Origin of the sequence: Microcoleus sp. B3-D7, assembly GCF_036705305.1 — a bacterium.
Taxonomy (GTDB): Bacteria; Cyanobacteriota; Cyanobacteriia; order Cyanobacteriales; family Microcoleaceae; genus Microcoleus.
This window is the reverse complement of the sequence record NZ_JAUBUE010000010.1, coordinates 1-24,127: the sequence shown is the minus strand read 5'-3', so window position 1 is coordinate 24,127 and position 24,127 is coordinate 1. Positions and strand designations below refer to the sequence as shown.

General features: G+C 46.5%; 17 protein-coding genes. 8 read left to right on the top strand and 9 right to left on the bottom strand.

What is annotated here, in order from left to right:
* Positions 1 to 46: 46 nt before the first annotated feature.
* Together QUB25_RS09900 and QUB25_RS09895 are read right to left on the bottom strand one after the other, a co-directional pair.
* Positions 47 to 1,015: a hypothetical protein gene (locus QUB25_RS09900; RefSeq protein WP_333063497.1), complete on the bottom strand. Its 969-nt coding sequence runs from the start codon at positions 1,013 to 1,015 to the stop codon at positions 47 to 49.
* Between the two features lie 9 nt (positions 1,016 to 1,024).
* A complete protein-coding gene (locus QUB25_RS09895) occupies positions 1,025 to 2,635 on the bottom strand; it encodes a glycosyltransferase family 39 protein (RefSeq protein WP_333183066.1) in 1,611 nt (536 codons plus the stop codon).
* 1,090 nt (positions 2,636 to 3,725) lie between these two features.
* Between QUB25_RS09895 and QUB25_RS09890 the strand changes: the two genes are divergently transcribed.
* Positions 3,726 to 5,777 carry an iron uptake porin gene (locus QUB25_RS09890; RefSeq protein ID WP_333183063.1) on the top strand — a complete coding sequence of 684 codons (2,052 nt, stop codon included), beginning with the start codon at positions 3,726 to 3,728 and terminating at the stop codon, positions 5,775 to 5,777.
* Positions 5,778 to 5,929: 152 nt separating this feature from the next.
* On the opposite strand, the gene QUB25_RS09885 is transcribed toward QUB25_RS09890, so the two are convergent.
* On the bottom strand, positions 5,930 to 7,183 hold the full coding sequence (locus QUB25_RS09885; protein WP_333183062.1) for an FIST N-terminal domain-containing protein: 1,254 nt from the start codon (positions 7,181 to 7,183) through the stop codon (positions 5,930 to 5,932).
* 190 nt (positions 7,184 to 7,373) lie between these two features.
* A complete protein-coding gene (locus QUB25_RS09880; protein WP_333041277.1) occupies positions 7,374 to 7,622 on the bottom strand; it encodes a hypothetical protein in 249 nt (82 codons plus the stop codon).
* Between the two features lie 304 nt (positions 7,623 to 7,926).
* On the opposite strand from QUB25_RS09880, the gene QUB25_RS09875 reads away from it, so the two are divergent.
* The 5 genes from QUB25_RS09875 to QUB25_RS09855 all read left to right on the top strand — a co-directional run bounded on the left by QUB25_RS09875 (position 7,927) and on the right by QUB25_RS09855 (position 12,198).
* A complete protein-coding gene (locus QUB25_RS09875) occupies positions 7,927 to 8,163 on the top strand; it encodes a Calvin cycle protein CP12 (protein ID WP_190662788.1) in 237 nt (78 codons plus the stop codon).
* A gap of 400 nt (positions 8,164 to 8,563) precedes the next feature.
* Entirely contained in the window at positions 8,564 to 9,184 is a 621-nt protein-coding gene (locus QUB25_RS09870; RefSeq protein ID WP_333063502.1) for a DUF3177 family protein, read from the top strand.
* A 268-nt stretch (positions 9,185 to 9,452) separates the two neighbouring features.
* Positions 9,453 to 10,907, top strand: coding sequence for a hypothetical protein (locus tag QUB25_RS09865; RefSeq protein WP_333183060.1), 1,455 nt, complete (start codon positions 9,453 to 9,455; stop codon positions 10,905 to 10,907).
* A gap of 515 nt (positions 10,908 to 11,422) precedes the next feature.
* The gene (locus QUB25_RS09860; protein WP_190663498.1) at positions 11,423 to 11,704 is read left to right on the top strand and encodes a peptidoglycan-binding domain-containing protein; all 282 of its coding nucleotides are present in this window, start codon (positions 11,423 to 11,425) and stop codon (positions 11,702 to 11,704) included.
* A gap of 221 nt (positions 11,705 to 11,925) precedes the next feature.
* A complete protein-coding gene (locus QUB25_RS09855; protein WP_333183058.1) occupies positions 11,926 to 12,198 on the top strand; it encodes a peptidoglycan-binding domain-containing protein in 273 nt (90 codons plus the stop codon).
* A gap of 48 nt (positions 12,199 to 12,246) precedes the next feature.
* On the opposite strand, the gene QUB25_RS09850 is transcribed toward QUB25_RS09855, so the two are convergent.
* Together QUB25_RS09850 and QUB25_RS09845 are read right to left on the bottom strand one after the other, a co-directional pair.
* On the bottom strand, positions 12,247 to 15,642 hold the full coding sequence (locus QUB25_RS09850) for an ATP-binding protein (protein ID WP_333183056.1): 3,396 nt from the start codon (positions 15,640 to 15,642) through the stop codon (positions 12,247 to 12,249).
* 258 nt (positions 15,643 to 15,900) lie between these two features.
* Positions 15,901 to 16,206 (bottom strand): hypothetical protein, encoded by a 306-nt coding sequence (locus QUB25_RS09845; protein ID WP_333183054.1) that lies wholly within the window; start codon positions 16,204 to 16,206, stop codon positions 15,901 to 15,903.
* Between the two features lie 407 nt (positions 16,207 to 16,613).
* On the opposite strand from QUB25_RS09845, the gene QUB25_RS09840 reads away from it, so the two are divergent.
* Positions 16,614 to 16,913: a DUF7734 family protein gene (locus tag QUB25_RS09840; RefSeq protein WP_333183052.1), complete on the top strand. Its 300-nt coding sequence runs from the start codon at positions 16,614 to 16,616 to the stop codon at positions 16,911 to 16,913.
* Positions 16,914 to 17,002: 89 nt separating this feature from the next.
* Here the strand turns inward: QUB25_RS09840 and atpC are convergent, their stop codons facing one another.
* The 3 genes from atpC to QUB25_RS09825 form a co-directional block, all read right to left on the bottom strand.
* Complete coding sequence (gene atpC, locus QUB25_RS09835; RefSeq protein ID WP_190663502.1) at positions 17,003 to 17,410, bottom strand: ATP synthase F1 subunit epsilon; 408 nt, start codon at positions 17,408 to 17,410, stop codon at positions 17,003 to 17,005.
* Positions 17,411 to 17,565: 155 nt separating this feature from the next.
* On the bottom strand, positions 17,566 to 19,023 hold the full coding sequence (gene atpD / locus QUB25_RS09830; protein ID WP_006635884.1) for a F0F1 ATP synthase subunit beta: 1,458 nt from the start codon (positions 19,021 to 19,023) through the stop codon (positions 17,566 to 17,568).
* 132 nt (positions 19,024 to 19,155) lie between these two features.
* A complete protein-coding gene (locus tag QUB25_RS09825; RefSeq protein ID WP_333183050.1) occupies positions 19,156 to 19,974 on the bottom strand; it encodes a PEP-CTERM sorting domain-containing protein in 819 nt (272 codons plus the stop codon).
* Positions 19,975 to 20,885: 911 nt separating this feature from the next.
* Here QUB25_RS09825 and QUB25_RS09820 point away from each other — a divergent pair.
* Positions 20,886 to 24,127, top strand: a 3,242-nt coding sequence (locus tag QUB25_RS09820; RefSeq protein ID WP_333183049.1) for a two-partner secretion domain-containing protein, incomplete at its 3' end; no start/stop codon positions are given.

Sequence of the window (24,127 nt, the reverse complement as noted above, 5' to 3'; positions counted from 1 at the left end):
CGTTGACGCTGCTACGGGGTTCTTATAGACCCCGTAGCAGCAACTTCTAAGAATTCCCCGAGTTTCTAACCGGGGGAGATATCAACTGCCGAAACTTCTTCTTAAACTTATTCTTATACACGTAGATCGATCGCTGCCAATCCTCAAATTGCAGCGACATTTCGGCCGCCAAACCGGTGCGGTTCCAAACATCCTCCTGACACTTGCGGCGGCAAAAATTCATCGGTTCCGAGTAAACTTTCCCAGTAGATAAACTGGGCTTCGGGCCGCACCAGTGAATCACAGTCGCCTGAGTGCGATCGGCCGCAGGCCCGCTTGACTCCACCGGAAACCGCTTTCTCACAAAATCCTGGTCAAAATCCGGCACCAACAACTGCATATCCACACTCTGCACCCGCAGCCGATTTTCTTGCGCCGCCCGGAAAATCATAAAGTTCAAAAACCCCATTTCTCCGTACTTAAATATCCCCGGATTTGCCGCCGTAAAATCTAAAATTTCTACGTATTCTTCCAAGCTAAAAACGCCGCGTTTTGCAAAAAAAGTACCAGTGCAGAAATAATTTGCTCGATATTTCGACCAGCTAAAACTGGGGAAATGCTTTTCAACGCCCGGAATGTCAAAGAAAAATTTTGAAACATCTGCATCGGAATTTTCCTGACAAGGTTGGTCTACAATAAAATCAAATTCTTGAAAATTAGCCAATTTGAGAACATCGCCCCAGACGATCGTATCGGCATCCAAAACCATAAAATTTGACCAAGGACTTTCCCAGAAAGCAATCATTTTAGTTTTTCCCCAACCAAAACTTCTTTTCCTGAGAACCTCTTCAGACACGGTTGTGCGATCGATCACTCGCACCCCATAGGACTTTTCCAAAGCACTCACAGAAAACGTACCGTCTATCAACAGACAAATCGGCACATCTCCCAGGAAATATCGGATGCTAGCACAGCAACCCTTAGCAAACAGATAATCTTGGTCGCAGCAGGCAATAATAATACCAAAGTCTTCCATAAACCCTCACTATTTTACTAACTTGCCTACCCACAGCTTTTCGGTTTTTTGTTCTGAAAGCAGCTCGATTTTCAAGTTTTGCATTTTCGCCAGCTTAGCACTAAACTTCTGCGATCGCCCGTAGACAAAAACATCGCTAAAACCACTAGGAATATTGGGTATAGTTGGTCTGTCAAACAACTGAGCTCGACGCCGCGCTTCCGGGTCAAGCAACACCAATTGCAGCCGCATTTTCGGTTCTAACAAATGACTCATTGACAGTATATTTCCCAGGCTGACTTCCGAGATATCACTGACAAGCAGCGGCTTTGGAGAACGATCGATCCTGCGAGCAATTTCGGGATTTTCCCGGCCCCATTCCTTAGTCCACCAAGTCTCGGCTTGAGAACTAACGGCATTCGACAGCAAGCCGCCCGTTAACAGTACAACTGTCAAAACTTTCCACATTTGCCGTTTCCAGCTTGGCACGCCCAGCGCGGTAATTTTAGTCGCTAACAGGTAAGCAACAGCGATTTGCATCCCCAAATAAGTCGGAAATAGGTAGCGAGCTTTAGTCGAGCGGATTCCTCCTAATATAACATCCGGCAGCACGAGTGCCAGTGCTGTCACCGCCATCATCGTCACCACAAACAGCCAAACCTGTTTGCTCGTCTCCGAACACAGAAAATAAACTGCATACCCTACGATTGCCACTAAAATTAAAGTAGCTGCCATTAAAGCAATAAGATATATCGATCTAGCACTAGAACTTAGCCCCAAATCAAAAAAAACGCGACCGATATTTCCTGCCCAATTCTTAACTAAAGATAGCCTCTGACTTTCTAGATTTGCCCAACTTGTCGCCCCGGATGCTGCGCTTTTATTTATCAGTAAAATTACCATCCAAGGCAGAAATGCTAGCAACGACACGGCACTTGCGATCGAGTAACTCACTAGCTTTTTATTCAACGTAAAACCTTGAGCTCCAACTAGATAAATTCCGTGTCCGAACGCAACTAATAAGCTAAATAAATGAGTATAAAATCCCAGAATATTTGCTACTGCGTAAATGCTCCAACTCAGCTTTGTTGGCAGCCGCATTGCTCGTAGCAGAGACGCACAAGAAAGCAAAATCAGCGCCGGCCACAAACTGTAGGGACGTGCTTCTTGAGCATAAAGCACGTGCAAGGGAGAAACTGCTAGCAATCCCACGGCTATCCACGCAACTTCCGGCGATGCAAACAATTCTCGGCACAGCCAGTACAGGGCAGGAAACGCTAACAAACTCATCCAAACTGAGAAACTTCTTATCGCCGCAGGAGAATCACCGAATAGTTTTGCCCAACACTTGACTGCCAGAAAATACAGTGGTGGCAGTTGAGGTTCTTCTATGGCCAAACTTTTAACAGTATCGCCAAAATTTTTTGTCCCATTCAGGCGCTGATATTTCATCAAATCTTTGGCTGATACTAACTGACCGCTGCTTATTTCATGAAGAACTTCTGTTTGCGTGTATCCAGAAATCCGCAGGGAAGTAAATGCTTCATCGTACCAATAAAACTTGGTGTCGATGTTGACGAAGCGAAAGAAAAATCCTAATAGCAATAATACCACTACTAACAGCCGCAGTTGTGTTTTCATCCCAATCAGAGATGGTGTAAAAAAATATAGATGGTACGCATCAATTTAACATACCATAGAAAGAGCGAGTGCATTGCCCAATCTATAGGTTGTTCGATCGCCCTCCCATAACTGCCGACATTTACTTGTGTTCTTAGCAAATTAAAACCGTCTTGGATGCAGTCCTTACTCTCATAAACTCGGTTTTTTAACTTCGAGCGATCGCCTAAAAGCAACTATTTGCGTTCCTCAAATTCTGTTGATGCGTCCAGGATGCCCGGAGAATCAATGGATACTTTGGCAGTGGCATAAATTACAGAGAAAATGTGCTTTGAGATCCCGAGGCTGTGCCAAAAAAATAACTGGTTGTCAAACGCAAGACAGCGAGGCCACAAAACTATAATTTCAGCTAACAGAGATTCAGTCGGCTGCGGCTGCCAGACCGCAAAAAAATTGTGTTAAAATAACGGGAAATTAAATCCGCCGACGGCCCGTCTCAAAAAGGGCGATCGCCCTGGCAAGTCCCGACGGCAGCGGGCATCAAAAAACCAAAATTGGTCAAGCCTGAACTTTGGTTTGGATCGGGTAAATCTACCAGCCTTTAGGTCTCAGTTCCCCACTCATGGCGGGAAAATAGCCCCTGCCGGGTCGCGAGGTTTAAAGTGAGGTTAAAAAGCTTGACATTATAGGATATAAAGCTGTATAAGGGATGCGACAAGCAGCCACAATCCTACCTATAACTGTCTGTTAAGTCTGGCATAACCGAGGACTCTGGGCAGTTGTCAGTTAGAGGCAGATTGTGGTCGAACCCGTAGAACCAGTTGTCGATAGCCTACAGAGCAACTTAAGCAAATCTGGCGATCGACAGATGAAATTAGCACGTGATGGTATAATCAACTGTAATGTAATGTGGGCTTGACCTGAATTGATGCCGAGGCGGTATAAGGGCTGGGCCCCTACGTTCAAGCAGAAGTAGACACGCCTACTGTGAATCAACAGTTATGGATAGGTTCTATTTTGGCAGTTATTGTCAACAGGCAAGCAACCACAAAAATTAGCAGTTGGGAATTGCTGCTCGTCGAGTTGAATAGAGTGTGAAGGTGTGAGGAAAATGAACAGAACTTTTTGGAATTTACTGCTAGTATCCCCGGCAATTCTGGGGCTATCATCAGTCATGAGTGCCACTGCGATCGCCGCAGAAGTGACCGCAACCGCTGAAGCCAACCAGCTAGCTACAGCTCAGTCATCTGAGTCAAAAATTGCAGAAATAGTTGGAGAAATAGTTGCAGAACCAGTTGCAGCAGCCCCTGCTGCCCCAGAAAACCTGGCTTTAAACAGCAGCGTCGAAGCGGCCCCAACCCCGGTCGTTAACGAAGCAGACGCTGAAAAACTCGCCTCAATCGAACCCGAAACCAGCGCAGCAGCACTGCCAACAACACTGCAAACAACAGGGAGCGACATCGAGTTAGCAGCCCCAATCGCTCCGGTCAGCGCCCCAGCAGCGACTGAACCTCTAGCAGCAGCAGGCACAGCCGAATCCTCGCCCCAAGCATCAGACTTGGCAGAGCAAATCAGCCAGACAGACGCCCCTGGGAAAATTGAAGTGCCAGCAGTCGCCAGCACCCCAGCCACTAAGGTAGAAATTGCTCAGACACCAGCCGCCGGAATGGGGGGCCCCATCGTCCCTGTTGCTCCCCAAGCGCTGCCGGCCCAACCGTCGGGAACCATGTCCCAGGTGACATCAGTCACTCAGCTCTCCGACGTGCGCCCGACAGATTGGGCATTCCAAGCCCTGCAATCCCTAGTCGAACGCTACAGTTGTATCGTAGGTTATCCCGACGGCACCTACCGCGGCAACCGCGCCCTGACTCGCTACGAATTTGCAGCCGGCGTCAACGCTTGCTTAGACCAGATAACCCAACTCATTGGGTCAACAGGTAACTTGGTTACCCGAGACGACTTAGCCATCTTGCAACGCCTGCAAGAAGAATTTGCAGCCGAACTCGCTACCCTGCGCGGACGAGTAGACGGCCTAGAAGCTCGCACCGCAGAACTCGAAGCTAACCAGTTCTCCACCACAACCAAATTGGCTGGAGAAGCCATTTTTGCTGTCAGCGACACCTTTGTGGGAGATGGTATCCGCCTTGAGGACGATAGAACAGTCACCAACTTCGGCTACCGGGTGCGGTTGAACTTCAATACCAGCTTCACCGGTCGAGACTTGCTCAGAACCCGCTTGCAAGCCCTCAACGTCGCCAACTACTCAGCAGCAACAGCTACGGGCACTAACATGGCTCGCCTAGCTTTTGATGGAGCTGAGAACAGCAATTTCACACTAGACGAGTTGTACTATCGGTTCCCGATGGGTAAAGCTACAGTCTTTGTCGGTCCTAAAGGACTTGACCTAGATGAAATTGCAGACCAGGCTTCTACCTTTGGTAACTCTACGAGTAACGGTTCACTTTCCAGATTTGGAGTTCGCAACCCGGCCGTATTCCGCGGCCCGCAGGGAGCAGGCGCAAGTGTGAGTTTCAACTTGGGCAGCCTCCGAGCTACCGCGGGCTATCTTGCAGGTGACGGCGATGCTCCCAACCCCGCAGACGGCCGGGGCGTTTTCGACGGTTCTTTCAGCGCTCTGGGTCAGATCGGCTTTTTTAGCAGACCGTTTGACTTGGGCTTGACTTACACCCGTAAATACAATCGGGCAGGCGATGTTAACCTCATGGGCGGCGTCGGCAGTTTGTTGGCGAACCGGCCCTTCGATCAATCACCCACCGCATCAGATAACTATGGGGTGCAAGTTAACTTCAAACCCAGCAGTCGCTTTCAGATTGGCGGTTGGTACGGTTATACGAAGGCTGAACAACTGCGGGGCGGCAACAATGACGCTACCATCCAGAATGGTGCTATCACTGTGGCCCTGGGAGATTTTGCCCGACAAGGCAATGTCCTCGGCTTCGTCTTCGGTGTACCGCCAAAAGTTACCGAGAGTGATGTCGCCAGAAACCGCGACACCTCTTATCACTTAGAGGGTTTCTATCGCTTCCAAGTCAATGACTTTATTTCGGTGACACCGGGCGTCTATGTGATTCTGAATCCCGAACACAACGACAGAAACGACGATATCTGGGTCGGACTCCTCCGTACTACCTTTAGTTTCTAAGGTTTCCAGACATCTAGTTACAGCTAAAAGCGGCAGGCGACTGCCGCTTTTAGTTATTGGTCATCAGTCGATCAATTTTAGATTTTAGATTTTAGATTTTAGTCAACACTTAACCGTCATCAGTCATCAGTCAACAGTCAACAGTTCACAAATTATGAATTTTGGCGGCAAATCCCGAATACGGAGGTGTAGCCGTGCAGAAATGTGCTACCGCCGACGGGGCCGATTTCGCCGTTGCAGAAAAAGCCGCTCAAGGGAATGTTTTTGAGGTATCGGCCGAACAGTCGGGAGTCAAAGTTCGATTCGCCGTAAAGCCCTTCACCGCGCCCCAAACAAGAGAACATCAAGGCGCCGGCGCTGGATGTACCACTGTACTCGGCGGCCCGCTGATAGCGATCGAGCAGCATTTCTAGGTCTTCTGCGGAGGTGCGCGCGTCCCGCAGATGAAATTGGATGCGCTGTCCGGGACGGACTCGATCGCCGATCGCAATTGCTCCCACTTTCGGATCTACTCCCAACAGATTGCGGATTAAAAAATCTCCCGGCTCTAATGTCAGTTTGAATTCATCGCTAACTAAGCCTACAAATAACGAGTGCTGGGCTAATTCTCGGTCTTCTTCGCTCAAAGTTTGAACTAACTCTCGCAAAGCCTCTAAGGGCGATCGCTCGATGCCCGCGCTGCCCGTATCGTCGGTTTGTTCTTCCAGCTTCAGCAAAATATTCCGCTCTCCTTCCGTCACCCGATAAGGGTGCCCGATCGGCCTGCAGCCTTGAGCGACGATCGTTTCCAAAACTATATTGCCGCTCAAAGCTACCCCAACCGTCCCTTCTCGGTAAAGCTGATAGTCGCAAAACAGCGCCGCGCCTCGGCCCGCACCGTCCCCGCCGGCGAGCCCCCCTACCTTCGCCGCACCTGGATAGGCATAATCTAGCCCTTGCAGCAAATCGTTAATTTTTGCGGAAAAGGGGTCTGCCAAGATGATGAACTGCGGTTCTTCCTGAGCCGGCACGCCCAAGAGCTCCACCCAAGTATCCGGGGGACTGTCTAAGTCGGGCAGTTCTTCTGCACCGACGTGAAAAGTTCTGACATTCACTCCCGGCAAACGGGCCAGACTGAGGCTGACTGCCGGAGCTCCCTCGACTTCTTCGGTGAGGCCGCCCCGGTTCGTGCCGATGACTCCTCCCCCGCCGCAGCCCAGGATCGCGGGTACTGGCAGCAGTTCTCGGAGTAAAGGCATCAGCCGAGAATACTCGCTGGCAAAGGCAGACGAGATAAATATCAGCGCTAAATCAGCCGGGCCTTCTAGGTCGCGATCTGCTTGTTCTATAACTTCTTTGAGGGCGGATTCCAAAGAGGGACGGGTTGATAAAGCGCTGACCCATTGCATTTGGTTTTGGGTGTACATAAGGCAAACTTCTCTATAAAACTATCTCTATACATTAGGCTAACTGGAACTGGCCACTGGGGGGACGCTATTGTTGGGCGATCGATTCCCCATCGATTGCCGTTCTTGTGTTAACATAAGTTAACATGAGTGTCCCATTAATCTGTTTAGTGTTAAATGCCGTATTCAGCTAAATCTTAAAAGATAAAGCTCAATACAGTTTGACACACCAACCTCGTGTAATGTTTTCATCAAAAGTAAGGTCAGCTCGACCTACATTGATGCCTGTGGACTCTTCCCCCGCCGACGGGGTAGAGTAAAGCAGGAAGTAGAGACGGCTGCTGCGATCGCACTTATGGATGGTTTGTCTCTGGGCTGCTGCAACAGCAGCGCATCTCAAGCTATTATTAGCTGGGGTCGCCAGACCGAAACAGCAAATCCAACCCAAACTAACATCCAAAAAGAAAACCTTTCTTACTTAATAAGGTCAACGACCCAGGTCTAAAGACACGCTCGCTTCGAGCCTAAGACTTAAACCACAGTTGACCCGCCTAAGACTTTAGAAGTCTAGGTTTTTTGAGTTATGACACCAAGTGGCTGCTTAGCTAGTCCCTTGCTCTGTCGTTAACGGTTAAACATCTTTATTTGGGTTAAGGACGTGCCGTTAGCCGAACAAGCTCACTAAACAAAGGCGCGTGCTAACATTACCTAGAAATAGGTCGGGGACAACCATATTCTCCTACACTTTCCTACCAACAAGTTTTATGACAACAACACCCGCAGGCAACATCCAAGAAAAAATTGAAGAAGAACTAGAAAGCGCTCGTACCGTCTGTGACCTCAAGGGCGCCACTTCCGGGGAATGCGCGGCGGCGTGGGACGCAGTTGAAGAACTGCAAGCAGAAGCTTCCCACCAAAAGCAAGTCAAACCTAAGAATTCTTTTGAAAAATTTTGCGACGACAATCCTGACGCTGCTGAGTGCCGCATCTACGAGGAATAAACGAGCCATTTAGCTCTAAGCCTTGCCTCCCGCGCCGAAATCTAACTTTTGGCGCGGGAGAATTTTATTTGAGGGGTTGAGCCTTGAAATAATGGTGAGATTTGCCCTCTATCCCAATACGCTTCAAATCCGCCAGCTTCCCCCTCGCCCCCCAAGGGGGACAAGAATTTGCTGTTGCGTCCCCCTTCGGGGGCGAGGATGGGAAGGAGATATCTCAGGAATAAACAGTTTTAACTCAAGCGTATTGCCGTCTATCGTGTCTCAAGTACCCTTCAAAGCGCGCCAAGTACCTTAGAAAAGGTAGCAGTAACTAAAACATTAAGACGGTGTTCTGATTGCTGATTTTTTAGCATTTTTGTAGTAAAATTTGTGACAAATAAGTGAGTATATTTTCCCAAAGATGTTGAGTCTTTTATTGGCAGCCACCGGGCCTTGGTTTCAACCGCTAGTCTGGATGGATTACCGGTTGTCTGTGTTATTAACAATTTCGATCCCGCTGGTAGTGCTGATTTGGGCTGTTGTGGCAAAAGCTGAGGCGATCGTCCGTTTGTCGATTATTTATTGGCGGGTGGCGAGTTTGCTGGCAATTACACTTTACCTGATGATGGCTGCCCTGCCTGTGAGCTTTGTATCCTCGGTGATTGGGAGGGCCTTAATTCCTGCTAGTCTGTGGTTTTGGGAGGATTTAAACGAAGAAATTGCCGATCGACCGCAGTCGCCCCTGAAACTGGCTTTTACAGCTTGGCGGTGGGCGATTACTGTTTACAGCGGTTTGGGCGCTCTAGCTCAACTTCCCTTCTTAAGCTGTGCTTTTAAATCTCAAATTGAGGTAATTGACGAACCTTTTTGCCGCATTTGGTTAGACCCACCTTGGCTCTATAAACAAATGTTTCACCCTACAGCAACCCCTCAATTTTTGGGATTGTTGGGTCTGATAGGTTTAGTCATCTATGTAATTTACTTGTCATACTTTGTGCTTATTAGACTAGGAAAACAGGGGAGGTCAGCTACCGGAAATTAAGTTGAGTTTAAGTTAGTATTTCCCTCCTAAATTGCACCTAAATTATTCAACAAAACACTCAAAAATTCCAAGTAAAAAAACCGGGCGCATATACGAAAGAATCTAACTAACAGCAGAGTAGCTGACGTGACGCCGCCCAAAAACGGATACAAGCCGCCGACTCCTGTCGTGGAGATATAAAAATTTTAGACTAAGGTTCAAGCTTCCAGATTGATCTGTGGAGTAAATCTAAAATCTAAAATCTAAAATCTAAAATCGACTGACAGCAATGTTATTGGGAAAGACTGTGATGGATAGCAAACAAGCCTACTTACAGTGCTTAGAAAGGCTGATTTGGGCGCTCGATCGCCTGGAAGCAAAAGTCGAACCAAGTGAACTCGCTCGGATTGCCGAACTAATTGTTCAGCCGATGATGGGGCCCTGGCGGTTTTTTCACACTCCCGAACATATTTTTGATGTGGGGGGAAAGGAAGATGCGATCGAGGTTTTGGCAGCTTTATTTCACGATACCGTCTACGTGCAAGTCGATCGCAGCATTAACTTTAACGTCAGCTACTACATCACTCCTGTTGCAAAGGAGGTTAACAAACAGCTACAAATTCGAGATCAATCTGAACTGCCAGCGGATGCTATCTTCGAGATGGTAATGCTGGTATTCAATTTTGTACCGGGCGAAGTCCTCAATCCTTTCGCTGGACAAAACGAATTTCTCAGCGCTGTCGTAGCAGCAAAAGCTCTAGAACCATTTCTCAAACGCGAGCAATTGCTTCAAATTGCAGGCTGCATTGAAGCAACAATTCCGTTTCGCGCCGCCGATGCAGGATTAACGGTAAGCCAGCGTCTTTATGACCGCTTGCAAGCAATAAATAGCCGCTTTCACCTCAGTTTGACTGATGAGGAAATGCGGGAAACCGTCAAAAAAGCTGTGCGAATCTCTAACCGGGATGTGATGAGTTTTGCTCACCATAGTTCAGCCCATTTTTTGGCAAATACTTGGAATTTACTGCCGGAAACCAATCACAATCTCATCTGCTGCGGTTTTTACACGGTTCGCGACTACCGAGTTGCTTTGCTCAAGATGGAAGGTTTTCTGAATTATCTCAAGCCAGAAATAATTTTCCGACAGTTTGAGGGATATCCAGACGATCGCACCTATCAGCGGTGGGAAACTACCGCTAAGTACAATCTCGAAATTGCGAAGCTTTATTTGGGGTGCAAACTGTCTGCCCTAGCCCTACTAGAAGCTCTTTCTTCGGATTTGGGGATTGAGGTTTCTCTGGCGATGATGATGGGAGGAATTCCCGCTCAAGCTCCTAACTGCGTGCGCCTGGAAAGCTTTTTTCCAGAAATAGAGAAACCTTACCAACCTAAAATTGGTTTAGAAGCGGAAGTATTGAATTTATTAGAAAATGGGCGGGCTAAAAGCACTTCTAATACCGATTTGGAGAGTTCGCCCCTGACAACATTTGTGGTAAAAATTGTTGGCTTTGACGAAATGCGCTATCAGTGCGATCGAGCTAAGGAATTTTTTGGAGAAAATCTAAACGCCGACGACTTTATTTCCGACTTTAACCCTATAGTTACAGAAATTGTCATTGATTCAATTCTCAAGTTGTTTGACAGCCGGAAATCTACTATTTACCGATACTATGATATCACTTCTCAGTTAAAGTCGCAACCCCAGAGAAATTTTCCCAATCGCCCTTTTCGCTCACATGGTTAACTAGCTTTAAATACAGTATTTTTGCCTCCTCTATATAAAAAACTATTACTCCGCTTGTATAAGAGTGCAGCGATTACACCGTGACAGGATTGATTGCCTCGCTTTCTCTACGTCAATCTGCCTATCCATCCCGACACCAACAGCCGTACAGGTAAGTGGGTATACGGGATTAAACCGCATAATGTAACACTATGTAAACAGATTTAAGTCAGCCAGTAGAGAGCCTTTGGAGACTTTGCCCTCGTTTACATAGGGGCGTTTTTTGGCGGCGACTTACTTATGGTGTGGGGCTGGTGCCAAAGATGCTAAAAGTTGATAAAAAATGGAAATTCGCTGCTGTTTGCCTTTGACAATTACTTTGTACAAGACGGATTGGATAGCGGGCTGTCACTCATCTGAGCTACCCCAGATAAGCGTCACTATAAAAAGCGACTGTTAAAGCACTTCCCCCCACAGCTACAACTGGGGAATAGCAAGTTCAAACGGCTTGCAAACCACTAATCCCCAATCAAACCATGCAAACCACAAATTCAATTTACGCTCAATTGCCTCTTTGCTCTTCACTGCCCACACTGAAACGAAATAATAGCACCACTGCCAATCAAAACGTGCGCTACCTCCAACAATCCTTAGTTAAAAACGGATATCCCGTCGCAACTGATGGATTCTTCGGCCCAAAAACCGAACAAGCAGTCATCAAATTTCAAAAGGAAAATAAGATTGCTGTTGATGGCATTGTCGGCCCTCAAACTTGGAGTCTATTAGGCGCTTGTTATACAGGTGAACCCGGATGTTAAATCCAAGTTAACTAATCCTAGGCGCACCGGTAGCAAGAAACTGGGTTTTTTCACAGCAATACTTCCTTTACGCCCCCAGAAACGCTAAAAAATCTGGTGATTGAGCGAAGGCGAAACCTCGTTTATGCCCGTCAAAAATGCCTTCAGGACTATTAATTAACATCTTTTCCCCGCTGCCCTGCTTTTAAACAACTTGCAAACAACCAATGGAGACTCAAACTATGCAAACCACAAACGCAATTCACATGGAATTACCTCCCTGCCGTTATTTTCCCCTACTGAAACGCAACGATGGCGTCACCCAAAATGAGGACGTTCGCTACCTCCAGCGGCTCTTGCACACCAGCGGATTTTCTGTAAATACTGATGGAGGATTTGGCCCGAAAACCGAACAAGCAGTCATCAATTTTCAAAAGCAACAAAAAATCGTTGCGGATGGCATTGTCGGCCCCAAAACTTGGAATAAATTAGGAGTTTGTATAACTATATTTTAAAGTTGGTGCAAGCATCTTTTAAAGAGATTAGGGCGGGCAGTGCGCGCCCTATTTCTCCGTCGAAGTTTCCACTCCGCACCACCCCTCCGGGGCTCCGTACATTCGATACTTGCGAGCTCGTTTGAAATACAGCATTGCTACCCGATCGTCCGGATTGATTTGTAAAATGTTTTGAAATACTTTTTGGGCGGCAACAAATTTTTGCTCGTAGTAAAAATTGAGAGCTGCTTGAAAAATCTCCGCAGTTTGCTGCTTAAGTACAATGCTTTCCTCTGTTTCTGTCTCGTAAATTTCAAAAACCGACACAGCATTTGTCTTTCCTTTCACCATTACTCGATCGACAAATCTGTACTTATATTTTTCTGGATCGTCTAGGCGATCGATAATTGCACCGCTAACTAGAATGCCCGCGCCGTAAACTTTAGTCAATCCTTCCAAACGAGATGCGAGATTCACCGCATCAGCAATCACTGTACTTTCCATCCGTTCTCGCTCGCCAATTGTACCCAACATCAAATTGCCCGCGTGTAAACCGACGCCGATCGCGATCGGACACAAACCATTTTTTTCTCGCTGCTGGTTGTAGATATTCACTTCTTTTTGCATATCAATTGCTGCTCGTACACCATCATCAGGAGATGTAGGAAACAGTGCCATAACTGCATCACCAATGTACTTGTCAATAAACCCGTTATTTTTCCTGATTGCAGGGCTAACCCTTCCTAAGTAAGTGTTAATAAAGGCAAAATTTTCAGGCGGTGTCATATTTTCGGAAAGTGCCGTAAACGAGCGAATATCAGCAAACAGCACGGTCATATTTCTTTCCTGATTTTCGCCTAATTTTACTTCAATAATACTCGGCTTTTCCAGCAAGCTTAGAAAATCGTGCGGCACAAACCTGCCGTAGGCTGCATTCAGTTTGGATAGGCGAATTTGCGTGTTAATTCTCGCCAACAATTCCTTTTTAATAAAAGGTTTAGTTACATAATCATTTGCTTCTAAGTTAAAAGCTTCTACCAAGTCAGTAGTTTGATTTTTAGCCGTCAGCATCAGAATCGGCATTTCTAAAGGGGAGTATTTTTTGCGAACTTCTCGACAGACTTCATAACCAGTCATCTGCGGCATCATTACGTCGAGTAAAATTAAGTCGGGCTTAAATCCTGATTCAATTAGATTTACAGCTTCTAAGCCGTTGCTCGCTTGAGTAATCTCGTAGTTTTCTATAGAAAGACTGTTAATGATGACCTGAATATTAATAGGTTCATCATCGACTACCAAAACTTTTATTTTTTCAGTTTCTAGCAAGTCGCTCTTGTCTGATATCGGAGAATTGATTAGAGATGATTGGCTGGCCAATTCAGGAATGATACAAATGGGAAAATTCTCGCTTAAACGCGGCTGCCTGCTGCTAACATCCGGCGGACTCTCAGATACGGGCAAAGTAAAGATGAATTGGGAACCGACACCTACAGTTGAAGATACCCAAATTTTACCTCCGTGTAATTCCACTAATTGCTGGGCAACCGTTAACCCTAAACCAGTGCCACCATATTCTCTAGCAGTGGAACCGTCAGCTTGTTCAAAGGATTCAAAAATTTGCTCTAATTTATCTTCGGGGATGCCAATGCCAGTATCGGATACAGTAATGGCTAACTGGGAATTAAGGGGTGATTGTGCCTTGCCAGTTACCAATTCTGCAGAAATTTCTACTGTGCCACTTTCGGTAAACTTAATCGCATTGCCGATTAAGTTGTAAAGTATTTGCTGCAACCGATTCTCGTCGGCTGCTATTGGCGGCAATTCAGGAGCGACTGAGTTAATCAACTGCAAGTTTTTTTTGCCTACTAATGGCTGAGACAAAGTGAGAATAACAGAGACTATTTCTCGAAGACCGACGGACTTAATTTGTAGTTCTATCTTTTTGTGTTTGAGCTGAGAAAAGTCCAGAATATCGTTAATTAAAGAAGACAATCTTTTGCCAGAGGATGTAATCAAGGCTAAGTTAAAATTTGTTGAGTCTGGCAGTTGTCCCGTAGCACCGTCTATTAAAGATTCTGCAATCCCAATAATGCCGTTGAGGGGAGTGCGGAGTTCGTGGGAAGTATTGGCTAAGAATTCGTCTTTCAGTTTGTCTAGTCGCTGCAATTCGATATTTTTAGTTTCTAAGGCAGTAAAAGATGCTTGCAGTTGTGCTGCCATGCTGTTAAAGGCAGCGGCAAGTACGCCCAACTCGTCGGAGCGATCGAGCTTTACAGTTTGGTCAAATTGTCCTTCAGATAAAGCTATTGCTGCATTTTTTAATTTTATAAGAGGTTTGATAATCCAGCCAGAAGTGAGAAGTCCTAACACAGTTGCCATGCCCAAAGCTGCCAAGCATAGCAAAACTGTAGTTCGGTTGCCCGCATGAATTTGTTCCATAAAGTCGGCTTCGGGAACGACGACGACAATTAGTAAATCTAAACCCTTGCCGTCTTGGAAGGGTAGAACTTTTAAAAATTGCTGTTTCCCGTTTATCTCAAAATGGATTTGCTGCAATTTGGTAATTTGGTAGAAGTTTTGAAAGTGACTTTCTAAATATTTAGCTGTAGTTTGCGTTACTGCATCGCTGCTTTCTGTAACTTTAAACAGTTCTTTTTGACCGTTTTGGGTGCGGAAAGGTTTTTCCGGTGTGGAAGTTGCCAGCAGCGTGCCGTTTCTTTCGATAATAAAAGTTTGACCAGATTGGCCTATTTTGAGGCTGTTTAAAAATTGACCGATACTGTCGAGACGCAAAGCAGCAATTAATACTCCTTCTAGCTGTTTCTGGCTGTTGTAAACTGGTTGCAGCGCGCTGAGAATCAATGTGGGTTCTAGTAAGGATACATAAACTGAACTCCAAGTGGGTTTGGCTTCTAGAGCTGCATAGGTGTAGGAAGGGTGCTGTCGGATGTCGAAGTTTTTGACGTAGGCTGCTACTGTCGTGCGATCGCCCCTATCATTAGTATTGTAAGAATAAAAATCAAAACCTCTAGATTGACCCGATGCGTTAATCAATAAAGTGCCGTTAGACATCTTTTCGCCGGTGCGATATTCTCCATCTTGATTAGCGATCGATGTAAAATTGATATAAGGATATAATTGCACTTGTCGCCACAGATACTTTTCCCAAGCGGACAAGTCTTTCATGTTCACAAAACCCAGTTTTACCGCATCCAGCTTGCTTTGATTGATTTGGTGCGGAGTTTCCAGATAAGTTCTCAAATTTTGCTCGATGCGATTGCTCACCTCGCCCATCAACTGATCCGCAAGGTCATTTACTGCTCTTTGAGAGTTCCTAAATGATAAGTATCCTACAATACCCACCGCTGCAAATACTTGCAAGACAAACGGAACTATGAGTACGGTTTGCAGCGTTGCTTTTCTTGAAAGTTTTGCCACTAAGTGCTTGAGAGAAAGAGTGGACATAACATTAATTTAGGTGGGAAAACCCAGTTAATACTTGGAGCGAAGGCTGAGCGCTGGTAAAGATTATAAACCATTTTGTACTTAAACACAACTTACGCAAGGAAGACCCGATCTAGTTTCTACAATCCTTAATCTTATAGCAAATTATTAAAAGTCAAAGCGAACCATACGGACACGGCATTTCCGTGTCCTACTCCCCGCGCCGGACAAGGCATTGCCCTATCCCTACCGATGTTCACATACAATATATCTGTATCACTACTTTTCATCCAAAGCTTCTATCCCCGACCATCCTTCAGGCACTCCATACATTCCATTCTTTAGAGAGCGCTGGCAGTAAATTGCTGCTAACCTATCTTGAGGATTTCTTTCGCAAATCTTACTGAATAATTTTTGCGCTTCAGTAAAATTTTGCTCGAAATAAAGCTCCAGACATTTTTGAAATTCAGCAGCAGTTTTCTGTTTTAGTTCAATGCTTTGTTCTGTTTCTGCATCATAAATTTCCAACACGGAGACGGCAGATTTTTTGCCTTTTACTGTGACTTGATCGACAAATCGGCACATATATTTTTCTCGATCGCCCAAACGCTCTATAATTGAGTCACTAACTATAATTCCCGCCTCGTCAACAGTTATTTATTAGCTTTGAGTGGCAACTTACCAGAGCTGATATCAAGCAAAAAACTAGAATAAATAGCAGCGTATCTCCCAAGCTAAAGGCCGTTTAATAAAATTTTGACTAAGAAATGATAATTGCAACCTAGTCTTCTTGTGGTTCATAAAATATCGGACAAGTAGGTTTGGCAGCAGGAAAGTTTTTCCGAGGTTTTTTACAAAATTTATATGATGTCTGCTTACTTCCTGCTGTAAAAAAAAGGTATACTTAACAATAAAAATTTAGCTGGATGTCCCTGAAGTTAGCCACAAAATTAAGCTATATTATAGCAGATTTCAGGAAAGCGAGATTTGCTATGGCTGACTCTATTGCTCGTCGTTTGGAACAATACACGCTAAAACGATCGCACGAAGTTTTAATCGTCAAGGCCCAAATTGACGGCGAATTCGATGAAATTGCTATTTTTAAAGGCTTTTCTAGCTCTTTGACGCGATCGACCGCTTTCGATCCAGACGTTCCTGTTTTGCGGGAGGAAGCCAAAATTGTCAGTGTCGATCGCGTGGAGAGCCCCTACAATCCAAATAACCCCCGCTATCTTCAGCAGGGGTTATCTTGGGAAACAATGCAATCTCTATTGTCCGAGGCGGGAGTTTAGCAAAACATTAGGGACACAACGCGAGAAAAACAGTAGGGACACAACATTGTTGTGTCCCTACTACAAAAGCCGTGTTCCTATCCTTAGCGCTAGAGCGTGCCGCCGGCAGCTTGGAAACGAGCTCTCGCGCGTTTGATTGCTTGCTTAGCTTTAATTTGCTCTTGGTCAGTGCCACTAGCGGACTTTTCCAAACGAGCTACTGCTTCGGTGTAAGCAGTACGAGCAGCTTCTTTATCAATGGTTTCGCCTTTTTCAGCGCCGTTGACAAGAATAGTAACTTTGTTTTCTTGGATTTCTGCAAAGCCACCCATCAGAGCAATAGACACCCATTCCTTACCGGGACGGACGCGCATCACTCCGGTATCCAAAGCTGTCAACATTGGAGCGTGACCGCTCAAGATACCTAGTTGGCCTGTGGTGCTCGGCAGAATTACTTCTTCAGCATTAGAATCCCAAACAGTTTTGTCTGGGGCCACTACGCGCACAGTTAATGTCATAAATTGTCAGTTGTCGGTTGTCAGTTGTCAGTTGTCAGTTGTCAGTTGTCAGTTGTCAGTTGCCAGTTATCAGTTGTCAGTTGTTACCAATAACAAATAACTAATAACTAATAACTAATAACGACTGACTACTGACTACTGACTCATGACTAAAATTACTTGGCGTCAGCTTTCATTTTTTCAGCTTTGGCGATCGCCTCGTTGATATCGCCCACCAAATAGAAAGCTTGTTCAGGTAATTCATCAAGTTCGCCAGCCAAAATCATCTGGAAGCCCTTAATGGTGTCTGCCAGCTTGACGTACTTGCCGGGGGAACCGGTGAACACTTCAGCCACAAAGAACGGTTGAGACAAGAACCGTTCAATTTTGCGAGCGCGAGAAACGGTCAAGCGGTCATCTTCTGACAGCTCATCCAAGCCCAAAATTGCAATAATGTCTTGCAATTCCTTATAGCGTTGCAGAGTAGACTGCACCTGACGAGCAACACCATAGTGCTCTTCGCCGACAACGCTAACTTGCAACATCGTAGACGTAGAATCCAGCGGGTCAACCGCAGGATAAATCCCCTTCGCAGCCAAACCGCGAGACAACACAGTTGTAGCGTCCAAGTGAGCAAAAGTCGTAGCCGGTGCGGGGTCAGTCAAGTCATCCGCAGGTACGTACACAGCTTGAACCGAAGTAATCGAACCTTCGGTAGTCGAAGTAATCCGTTCTTGCAAGTCGCCCATGTCTGTACCGAGAGTCGGCTGATATCCCACAGCCGAAGGCATCCGACCCAACAGAGCCGATACCTCAGAACCCGCTTGCACAAACCGGAAGATATTGTCAATGAACAGCAGCACGTCTTGCTTGCTGACATCACGGAAGTATTCGGCCATCGCCAGAGCCGACAGGCCCACGCGCATCCGAGCACCAGGCGGCTCGTTCATTTGACCGTAAACCAGAGCAATTTTTGACTTGCTGCGGTCTTCTTCGTCAATAACCCCCGACTCGATCATTTCTTTGTAGAGGTCATTACCTTCGCGGGTGCGCTCGCCCACACCACCGAACACGGACACGCCACCGTGAGCCTTGGCGATGTTGTTCACGAGTTCCATCATAATCACGGTTTTGCCGACGCCTGCGCCGCCGAACAAACCGATTTTGCCACCGCGACGGTAGGGCGCGAGCAGGTCAATCACCTTGATCCCAGTTTCAAACACCGAAGGCTTGGTTTCCAGTTCGGTGAAAGCAGGCGGGTTGCGGTGGATGGGCATACTTTCGGAAGTATTGACCGGGCCGAGGTTGTCTACGGGTTGACCGATGACGTTAAAAATCCGGCCGAGAGTTGGGATTCCGACGGGAACTTGGATCGCTTCCCCGGTATCTACTACTTCCATTCCACGCACCAAGCCGTCGGTGGTACTCATGGAAACGGCGCGCACTTGGCTGTCTCCGAGCAGTTGTTGAACTTCGCAGGTAACGGCAACGTCTTGACCTGCTTCGTTTTTGCCGGAAATTGTGAGAGCGTTATAGATTTGGGGCAGTTTGCCGCCTGGGAATTTTACGTCTACAACTGGCCCGATGATTTGGGTGATGTAGCCTACGTTCGTTTTTTCTGCGGTGGATACCATGAATAGTGCCTTTGTTAGGATGCTATTTTTCCCGTTATGGAAAAAGTCTTAACATTTAGAAATGCTATTTCTCAGAGTACCACTGAACAGACGCACTATTTAGATTTGTATGGGGCTGGTTAATAGTCATTTTTATGGTTGCTGCCCTCGCTTTTTTTTCCTGCGAGCCGCAGCCAAAGCCCCGATACCCAGGATAGTCCCGAACACTGTGACTGGTTCGGGGACTGGTTCGGGGACTGGTTCGGGGACTAACTCAGCCGACACGGTGAAGTCTTTGAAGTCAAGCTCGGTTCCTGGTTTGGCATCGTCGAAGGAGATTTGTGTGCCATTAGCCAGTTGGGCCTTTGTGAGCGATGAAAATTGCTCTGGGCCTTTACCGCCGTTGATGCTTGCAAATGAGTCGCTGGAATTGTAGTTGAGCATAAAGTCACCAAACACAGCAAGCTGACATCCCGCCACCAGACATTCCTCTCTTCGGAACTGGGTGCCGGCGGCCCACCAGTTGGGGCTGTTCATGAAGGTACTCGACGAGACGTATTGCTCGAAAGGTCTGCCGCTACCTGTGTCGCTCCACAGCAGCAGGGCATAAATTTGATCCTGCAAAAATGTGAAGGTTTGGGTGATGGAGCCGTTTTCGGAGGTGACTGCGTTCCCGAAGGTTGCTTCCCAGTTGTTGGCAGAGCCGTTATCTGAGGGTTGAGTCTCGTAAAACAGTCTGGCGATGTTGGTGTAGCCATTGTTTTGTGGGTCAGCTTGGGCCACCCACAAGCTTGACTGGTAAGGGCTGACAGAGTTGTTGAATCTAAAGTTGATCTTTGTATCTTGATCGAACTGGATGCCGCCAGTGCCAAACATGAAAGCTCGGACGGGCGGGCAGATGCTGAGCAACATTGTGGTTACCAAGCTGGCGACTGTAAAAGATGTTTTTTTGACTAGCGTTAAGGTAGTCATAACCCTGATTCCTCCTGTATTGTTAGGTAGTAAGGCGGAAAATGCCCTAAATGCCATGTTGCCGTGATGCGAATAGACGATCGCGAGCCTGCGATATTTAGGGCGATCGTCAAACCTAAAGAAGAGGCTCCACACCAGTGAATCTACATACAGATCTCACTTAAGGGTGTTTTGGAGTAAATGAGTGCTTCTTCTAAGAGTTTTCACTGACACCAGACTCGCATAGTTTAATCTGTCAGAGCAAGATTTTCATCCTGCCTAGACTTCCAACCTACTACATTTACTTGGTTTCGGTAACAGTCTAAAGTTGAGTGCAAGACTTGCAAATATTGGCTTTCATCAAAAATACATAAAAATTTTAATCGAGCTTTATAAAGTTTTGGTAAAGTTCATCCCAAAAATATAAAGTTTTTGAGAGAAAGTCTGCTGTTCGGTTCGTTGTCCTGAAAGCGGGCTGCAAGCTGCTCTGCCTATGCAGAAAGAAGCGGAGGCGACCGCGAGTAGGGAGTTGATCGAGTTTTTTGCCACTCTAAGCAAGCTGTATAACAGGCGATCGGAACTTACGTAGTTTTGACTAAAATTCCAAGTTTTTTAAACCCCTAACCCTCGCATTCCGCGCCATATTTTCCCCCACAGTCCCGGACGCATCAACCCGGTTTTTAAAGATAATTGCGTCAGGGAAGCTGTGAAAGTCGCAACAATAAACCAAGTTTCATTTCCCGCGCCTGACTTCTAGTAAAAAAACAGTTTTTAGGTAAATCATAGTAATTAAAAACATACATTTTCTTGTCACATCCTAATTGTTCGGCAAGTAAAAATAGGCTGCTCCTATTGACATGAGTAATTTTTATGAGTAAAAATAGGATAAATAAATAAATACGATCGCACTTTCAGCACAATCTTTAAACACAATGACAGCCAACAGACTACATTTGCTCGGATGGTTATTCATTGTTAGCTGGCTGAGTGCAGTGGCGGGTTCTGCCAACGCGCAACCCATAGCCCCGGCACCAGACGGCACTCACACAGTTGTTACTCCCAGCGGCAACCGCTACGACATTTCCGGGGGGTCCTTCAACGGAGATGGGGCTAATCTTTTTCATAGTTTTACTCAGTTTGGCCTCAGCGAAGGTCAAACGGCTAACTTTCTCACTAATCCCAATATTCAAAATATTTTGGGAAGGATTACTGGGGGTAATCCTTCTTTAATAAATGGCTTAATTCAAGTGACGGGCGGGAATTCCAATTTATTTTTGATGAATCCTGCCGGCATAATTTTGGGGCCGAATGCCAGTCTCAACGTGCCGGGATCTTTTAATGCTACTACGGCGACAGGGATTGGTTTTGGGAACAATCAGTGGTTTAGCGCGATCGGCAATAACAATTGGGCAACATTAATCGGGGCACCGAATAGTTTTGCGTTTACAAATTTGCCAGGAGGAAGCATTGTTAATGCAGGCAATCTGACGGTGACACCAGGTCAAAGTTTAAGTTTGATTGGCGGTACGGTGGTCAATAATGGTCAGCTAACTGCGCCTAGCGGCAATATTCTCATCAGCGCCGTACCGGGTAACAACTTGGTGCGAATTAGTCAAGCTGGAAATTTATTGAGTTTGGATATTCAGCCGACAGCCAATCAAAGTTCGCTGCCGAATAATTGGACGCAGCCAGTGTTATCTTTGCCGGAGTTGCTGACTGGACAAGGTGTGGCACAGGCGACGGGTTTGACGGTAAATCCCAATGGCGAAGTTGTGTTGACAGGGAATGTTGCTGTGCCGGTAACTGCGGGAACTGCGATCGCCTCTGGCACTCTCAATGTCTCTGGCAACACTGGCGGTACTGTAAATATTTTAGGTGACAAAGTAGGAGTTATTGCAGGCAATATCGATGCTTCTGGGATTAACGGTGGCGGTAATGTACTGATTGGCGGAGATTATCAGGGTTTGGGGACTGTGCCCAATGCTTCGCGAACTTTTGTCAGCAGCGACTCGACAATTAATGCTGATGCTATTAGTAACGGGAATGGCGGGCGAGTGATAGTTTGGGCGGATGAAACTACTCGCTTTAATGGGAATATTACGGCGAGAGGTGGCTTGTTTTCTGGGAATGGCGGGTTTGTGGAAGTTTCGGGAAAGCAATCGCTGGATTTTCAAGGATTAGTTGATTTGCGATCGACCTTTGGGATTGCTGGCACCTTATTATTAGATCCTACTGATATTACTATTAGTACAGATGTGGATTCTGTAGGCGACAGTTTCTCAGCGGGAGTATTTACGCCCTCTGCTGCCACTTCTACAATTAATAATGGGACGCTGCAAAATCAGCTACTTTTGGGAAATGTCACTATTTCTACTGCGTCGGCTTCTTCGAGTCTCGGTGATATTACAGTTAGTGCTCCCGTTGCTTGGAATAATAATAATTCTCTGACGCTGCAAGCGAATAATAATATTACTGTTAATCAACCTATTACTAATTATTCGGGAAATGGCGCGCTCGCGTTAAATGCTGGTAATGCAATATCAGTCAATGCCACACTTGTTACTACGGGCGGAAATATTAGCCTCACCAGTACCAATGGTATCAACACCGCTGCTGCAGATATTTATTCCTCTGCTATCTCAGCAGGAAATTCAGGAGCAATCTCCCTCTCCACTACTGGTGGTGGTAACATTACCACTAAATCGCTGGTTTCCAATAATTTCGTTGCTGGAAGTAATCCAGGGAATATAACCGTCACAGTTACTGGAGGTCCGGGCGCGATCGACACCACTGCTGGAGAGCTGGATTCCCAATCCTCTTCAGGAAATGGAGGTGCGATCTCCCTCTCAACGACTGGTGGTAACATTACCATTGACAAGCTGCTTTCCATTTCAGGCGGTGCAGGTAGGGGAGGGGATATCACCCTCACAGTTACTGGAGGTCCGGGCGCGATCGACACCACTGGTAATTTTCTGCAATCGAGTTCAACTTTTGGACAGGGAGGAGCGATCACCCTCTCAACTGCTGGGGGTAACATTACCACTAGAGACCTGGGTTCCAATCCCATAGGTGCAGGTACGGGGGGGGATATCAGCCTCAGAGTCACTGGAGGTACGGGTGCGATCGACATCAGTGCTGGATTTTTGGATTCCTCTTCTAAGGTAGGAAATGCAGGAGCGATCACCCTCTCAACTGCTGGCGGTAACATTACCACTAACAAGCTGGCTTCCTTTTCACGCAGTGCAGGTAGCGGAGGGGATATCACCCTCACAGTTACTGGAGGTCTGGGCGCGATCGACACCACTGGTGATGTTCTGCAATCGAGTTCAACTTTTGGACAGGGAGGAGCGATCACCCTCTCAACTGCTGGGGGTAACATTACCACTAAAGATCTAAATGCCAGTCCCCTAGATAGAGGTAGGGGGGGGAATATCACCCTCAGAGTCACTGGAGGTACGGGTGCGATCGACACCACTGCTGGAGATGTGTCTTCAAATTCTGTGGGAGGAAATGGAGGAGGGATCGCCCTCTCAACTGCTGGCGGTAACATTACTACTAGAAATCTCAATTCCTCTTCTGTGGAAGGAAATGGAGGAGTGATCGACCTTTCAACTGCTGGCGGTAACATTACCACTGGTTCTCTGAATTCGCGTTCATTATATGCAGGTACCTCCGGGAATATCAACCTCTCTGTTACCAAAGGAACAGGTGCGATCGACACAACTGCTGGAAGTCTCAATTCCTCTTCTTTGCTAGGAGGATATGGAGGAGCGATCGCCCTCTTTACTGCTGGTGGCAACATTACTACTGGAGGTCTAGTTTCCAATTCAGTAGAGGCAGGTACCGCAGGGAACGTCACCCTCAACTCTGGTACAGGAAATACTATTCTTAGCGGTAATATAAATACCTCAAGTGACTCCGGTAGCGGTGGCAATATTACCTTCCAATCACCCGTTATCCTTAGTCAACCAACTATTACTCTAACAACATCAGGAACTACCAGCAGCGGCAATGTCGCCTTTAATAGGAATCTCGATGGCACTACAGCAAACACTAAAAGTTTATTGGTAAATGCAGGTGCCGGTAATATTACACTTAATGGTGCAGTTGGCAATACCACAGCCTTAGGAAATATTACTGCTAACTCTACAGGAACAACCGCATTTAATCAAAC

Bases quoted from the DNA above. Each gene is read 5' to 3' on its own strand.
- QUB25_RS09900 (WP_333063497.1), bottom strand. From the start codon at position 1,015: ATGGAAGACTTTGGTATTATTATTGCCTGCTGCGACCAAGATTATCTG.
- QUB25_RS09895 (WP_333183066.1), bottom strand. From the start codon at position 2,635: ATGAAAACACAACTGCGGCTGTTAGTAGTGGTATTATTGCTATTAGGA.
- QUB25_RS09890 (WP_333183063.1), top strand. From the start codon at position 3,726: ATGAACAGAACTTTTTGGAATTTACTGCTAGTATCCCCGGCAATTCTG.
- QUB25_RS09885 (WP_333183062.1), bottom strand. From the start codon at position 7,183: ATGTACACCCAAAACCAAATGCAATGGGTCAGCGCTTTATCAACCCGT.
- QUB25_RS09875 (WP_190662788.1), top strand. From the start codon at position 7,927: ATGACAACAACACCCGCAGGCAACATCCAAGAAAAAATTGAAGAAGAA.
- QUB25_RS09870 (WP_333063502.1), top strand. From the start codon at position 8,564: ATGTTGAGTCTTTTATTGGCAGCCACCGGGCCTTGGTTTCAACCGCTA.
- QUB25_RS09865 (WP_333183060.1), top strand. From the start codon at position 9,453: ATGTTATTGGGAAAGACTGTGATGGATAGCAAACAAGCCTACTTACAG.
- QUB25_RS09860 (WP_190663498.1), top strand. From the start codon at position 11,423: ATGCAAACCACAAATTCAATTTACGCTCAATTGCCTCTTTGCTCTTCA.
- QUB25_RS09855 (WP_333183058.1), top strand. From the start codon at position 11,926: ATGCAAACCACAAACGCAATTCACATGGAATTACCTCCCTGCCGTTAT.
- QUB25_RS09850 (WP_333183056.1), bottom strand. From the start codon at position 15,642: ATGTCCACTCTTTCTCTCAAGCACTTAGTGGCAAAACTTTCAAGAAAA.
- QUB25_RS09845 (WP_333183054.1), bottom strand. From the start codon at position 16,206: ATGTGCCGATTTGTCGATCAAGTCACAGTAAAAGGCAAAAAATCTGCC.
- QUB25_RS09840 (WP_333183052.1), top strand. From the start codon at position 16,614: ATGGCTGACTCTATTGCTCGTCGTTTGGAACAATACACGCTAAAACGA.
- atpC (WP_190663502.1), bottom strand. From the start codon at position 17,410: ATGACATTAACTGTGCGCGTAGTGGCCCCAGACAAAACTGTTTGGGAT.
- atpD (WP_006635884.1), bottom strand. From the start codon at position 19,023: ATGGTATCCACCGCAGAAAAAACGAACGTAGGCTACATCACCCAAATC.
- QUB25_RS09825 (WP_333183050.1), bottom strand. From the start codon at position 19,974: ATGACTACCTTAACGCTAGTCAAAAAAACATCTTTTACAGTCGCCAGC.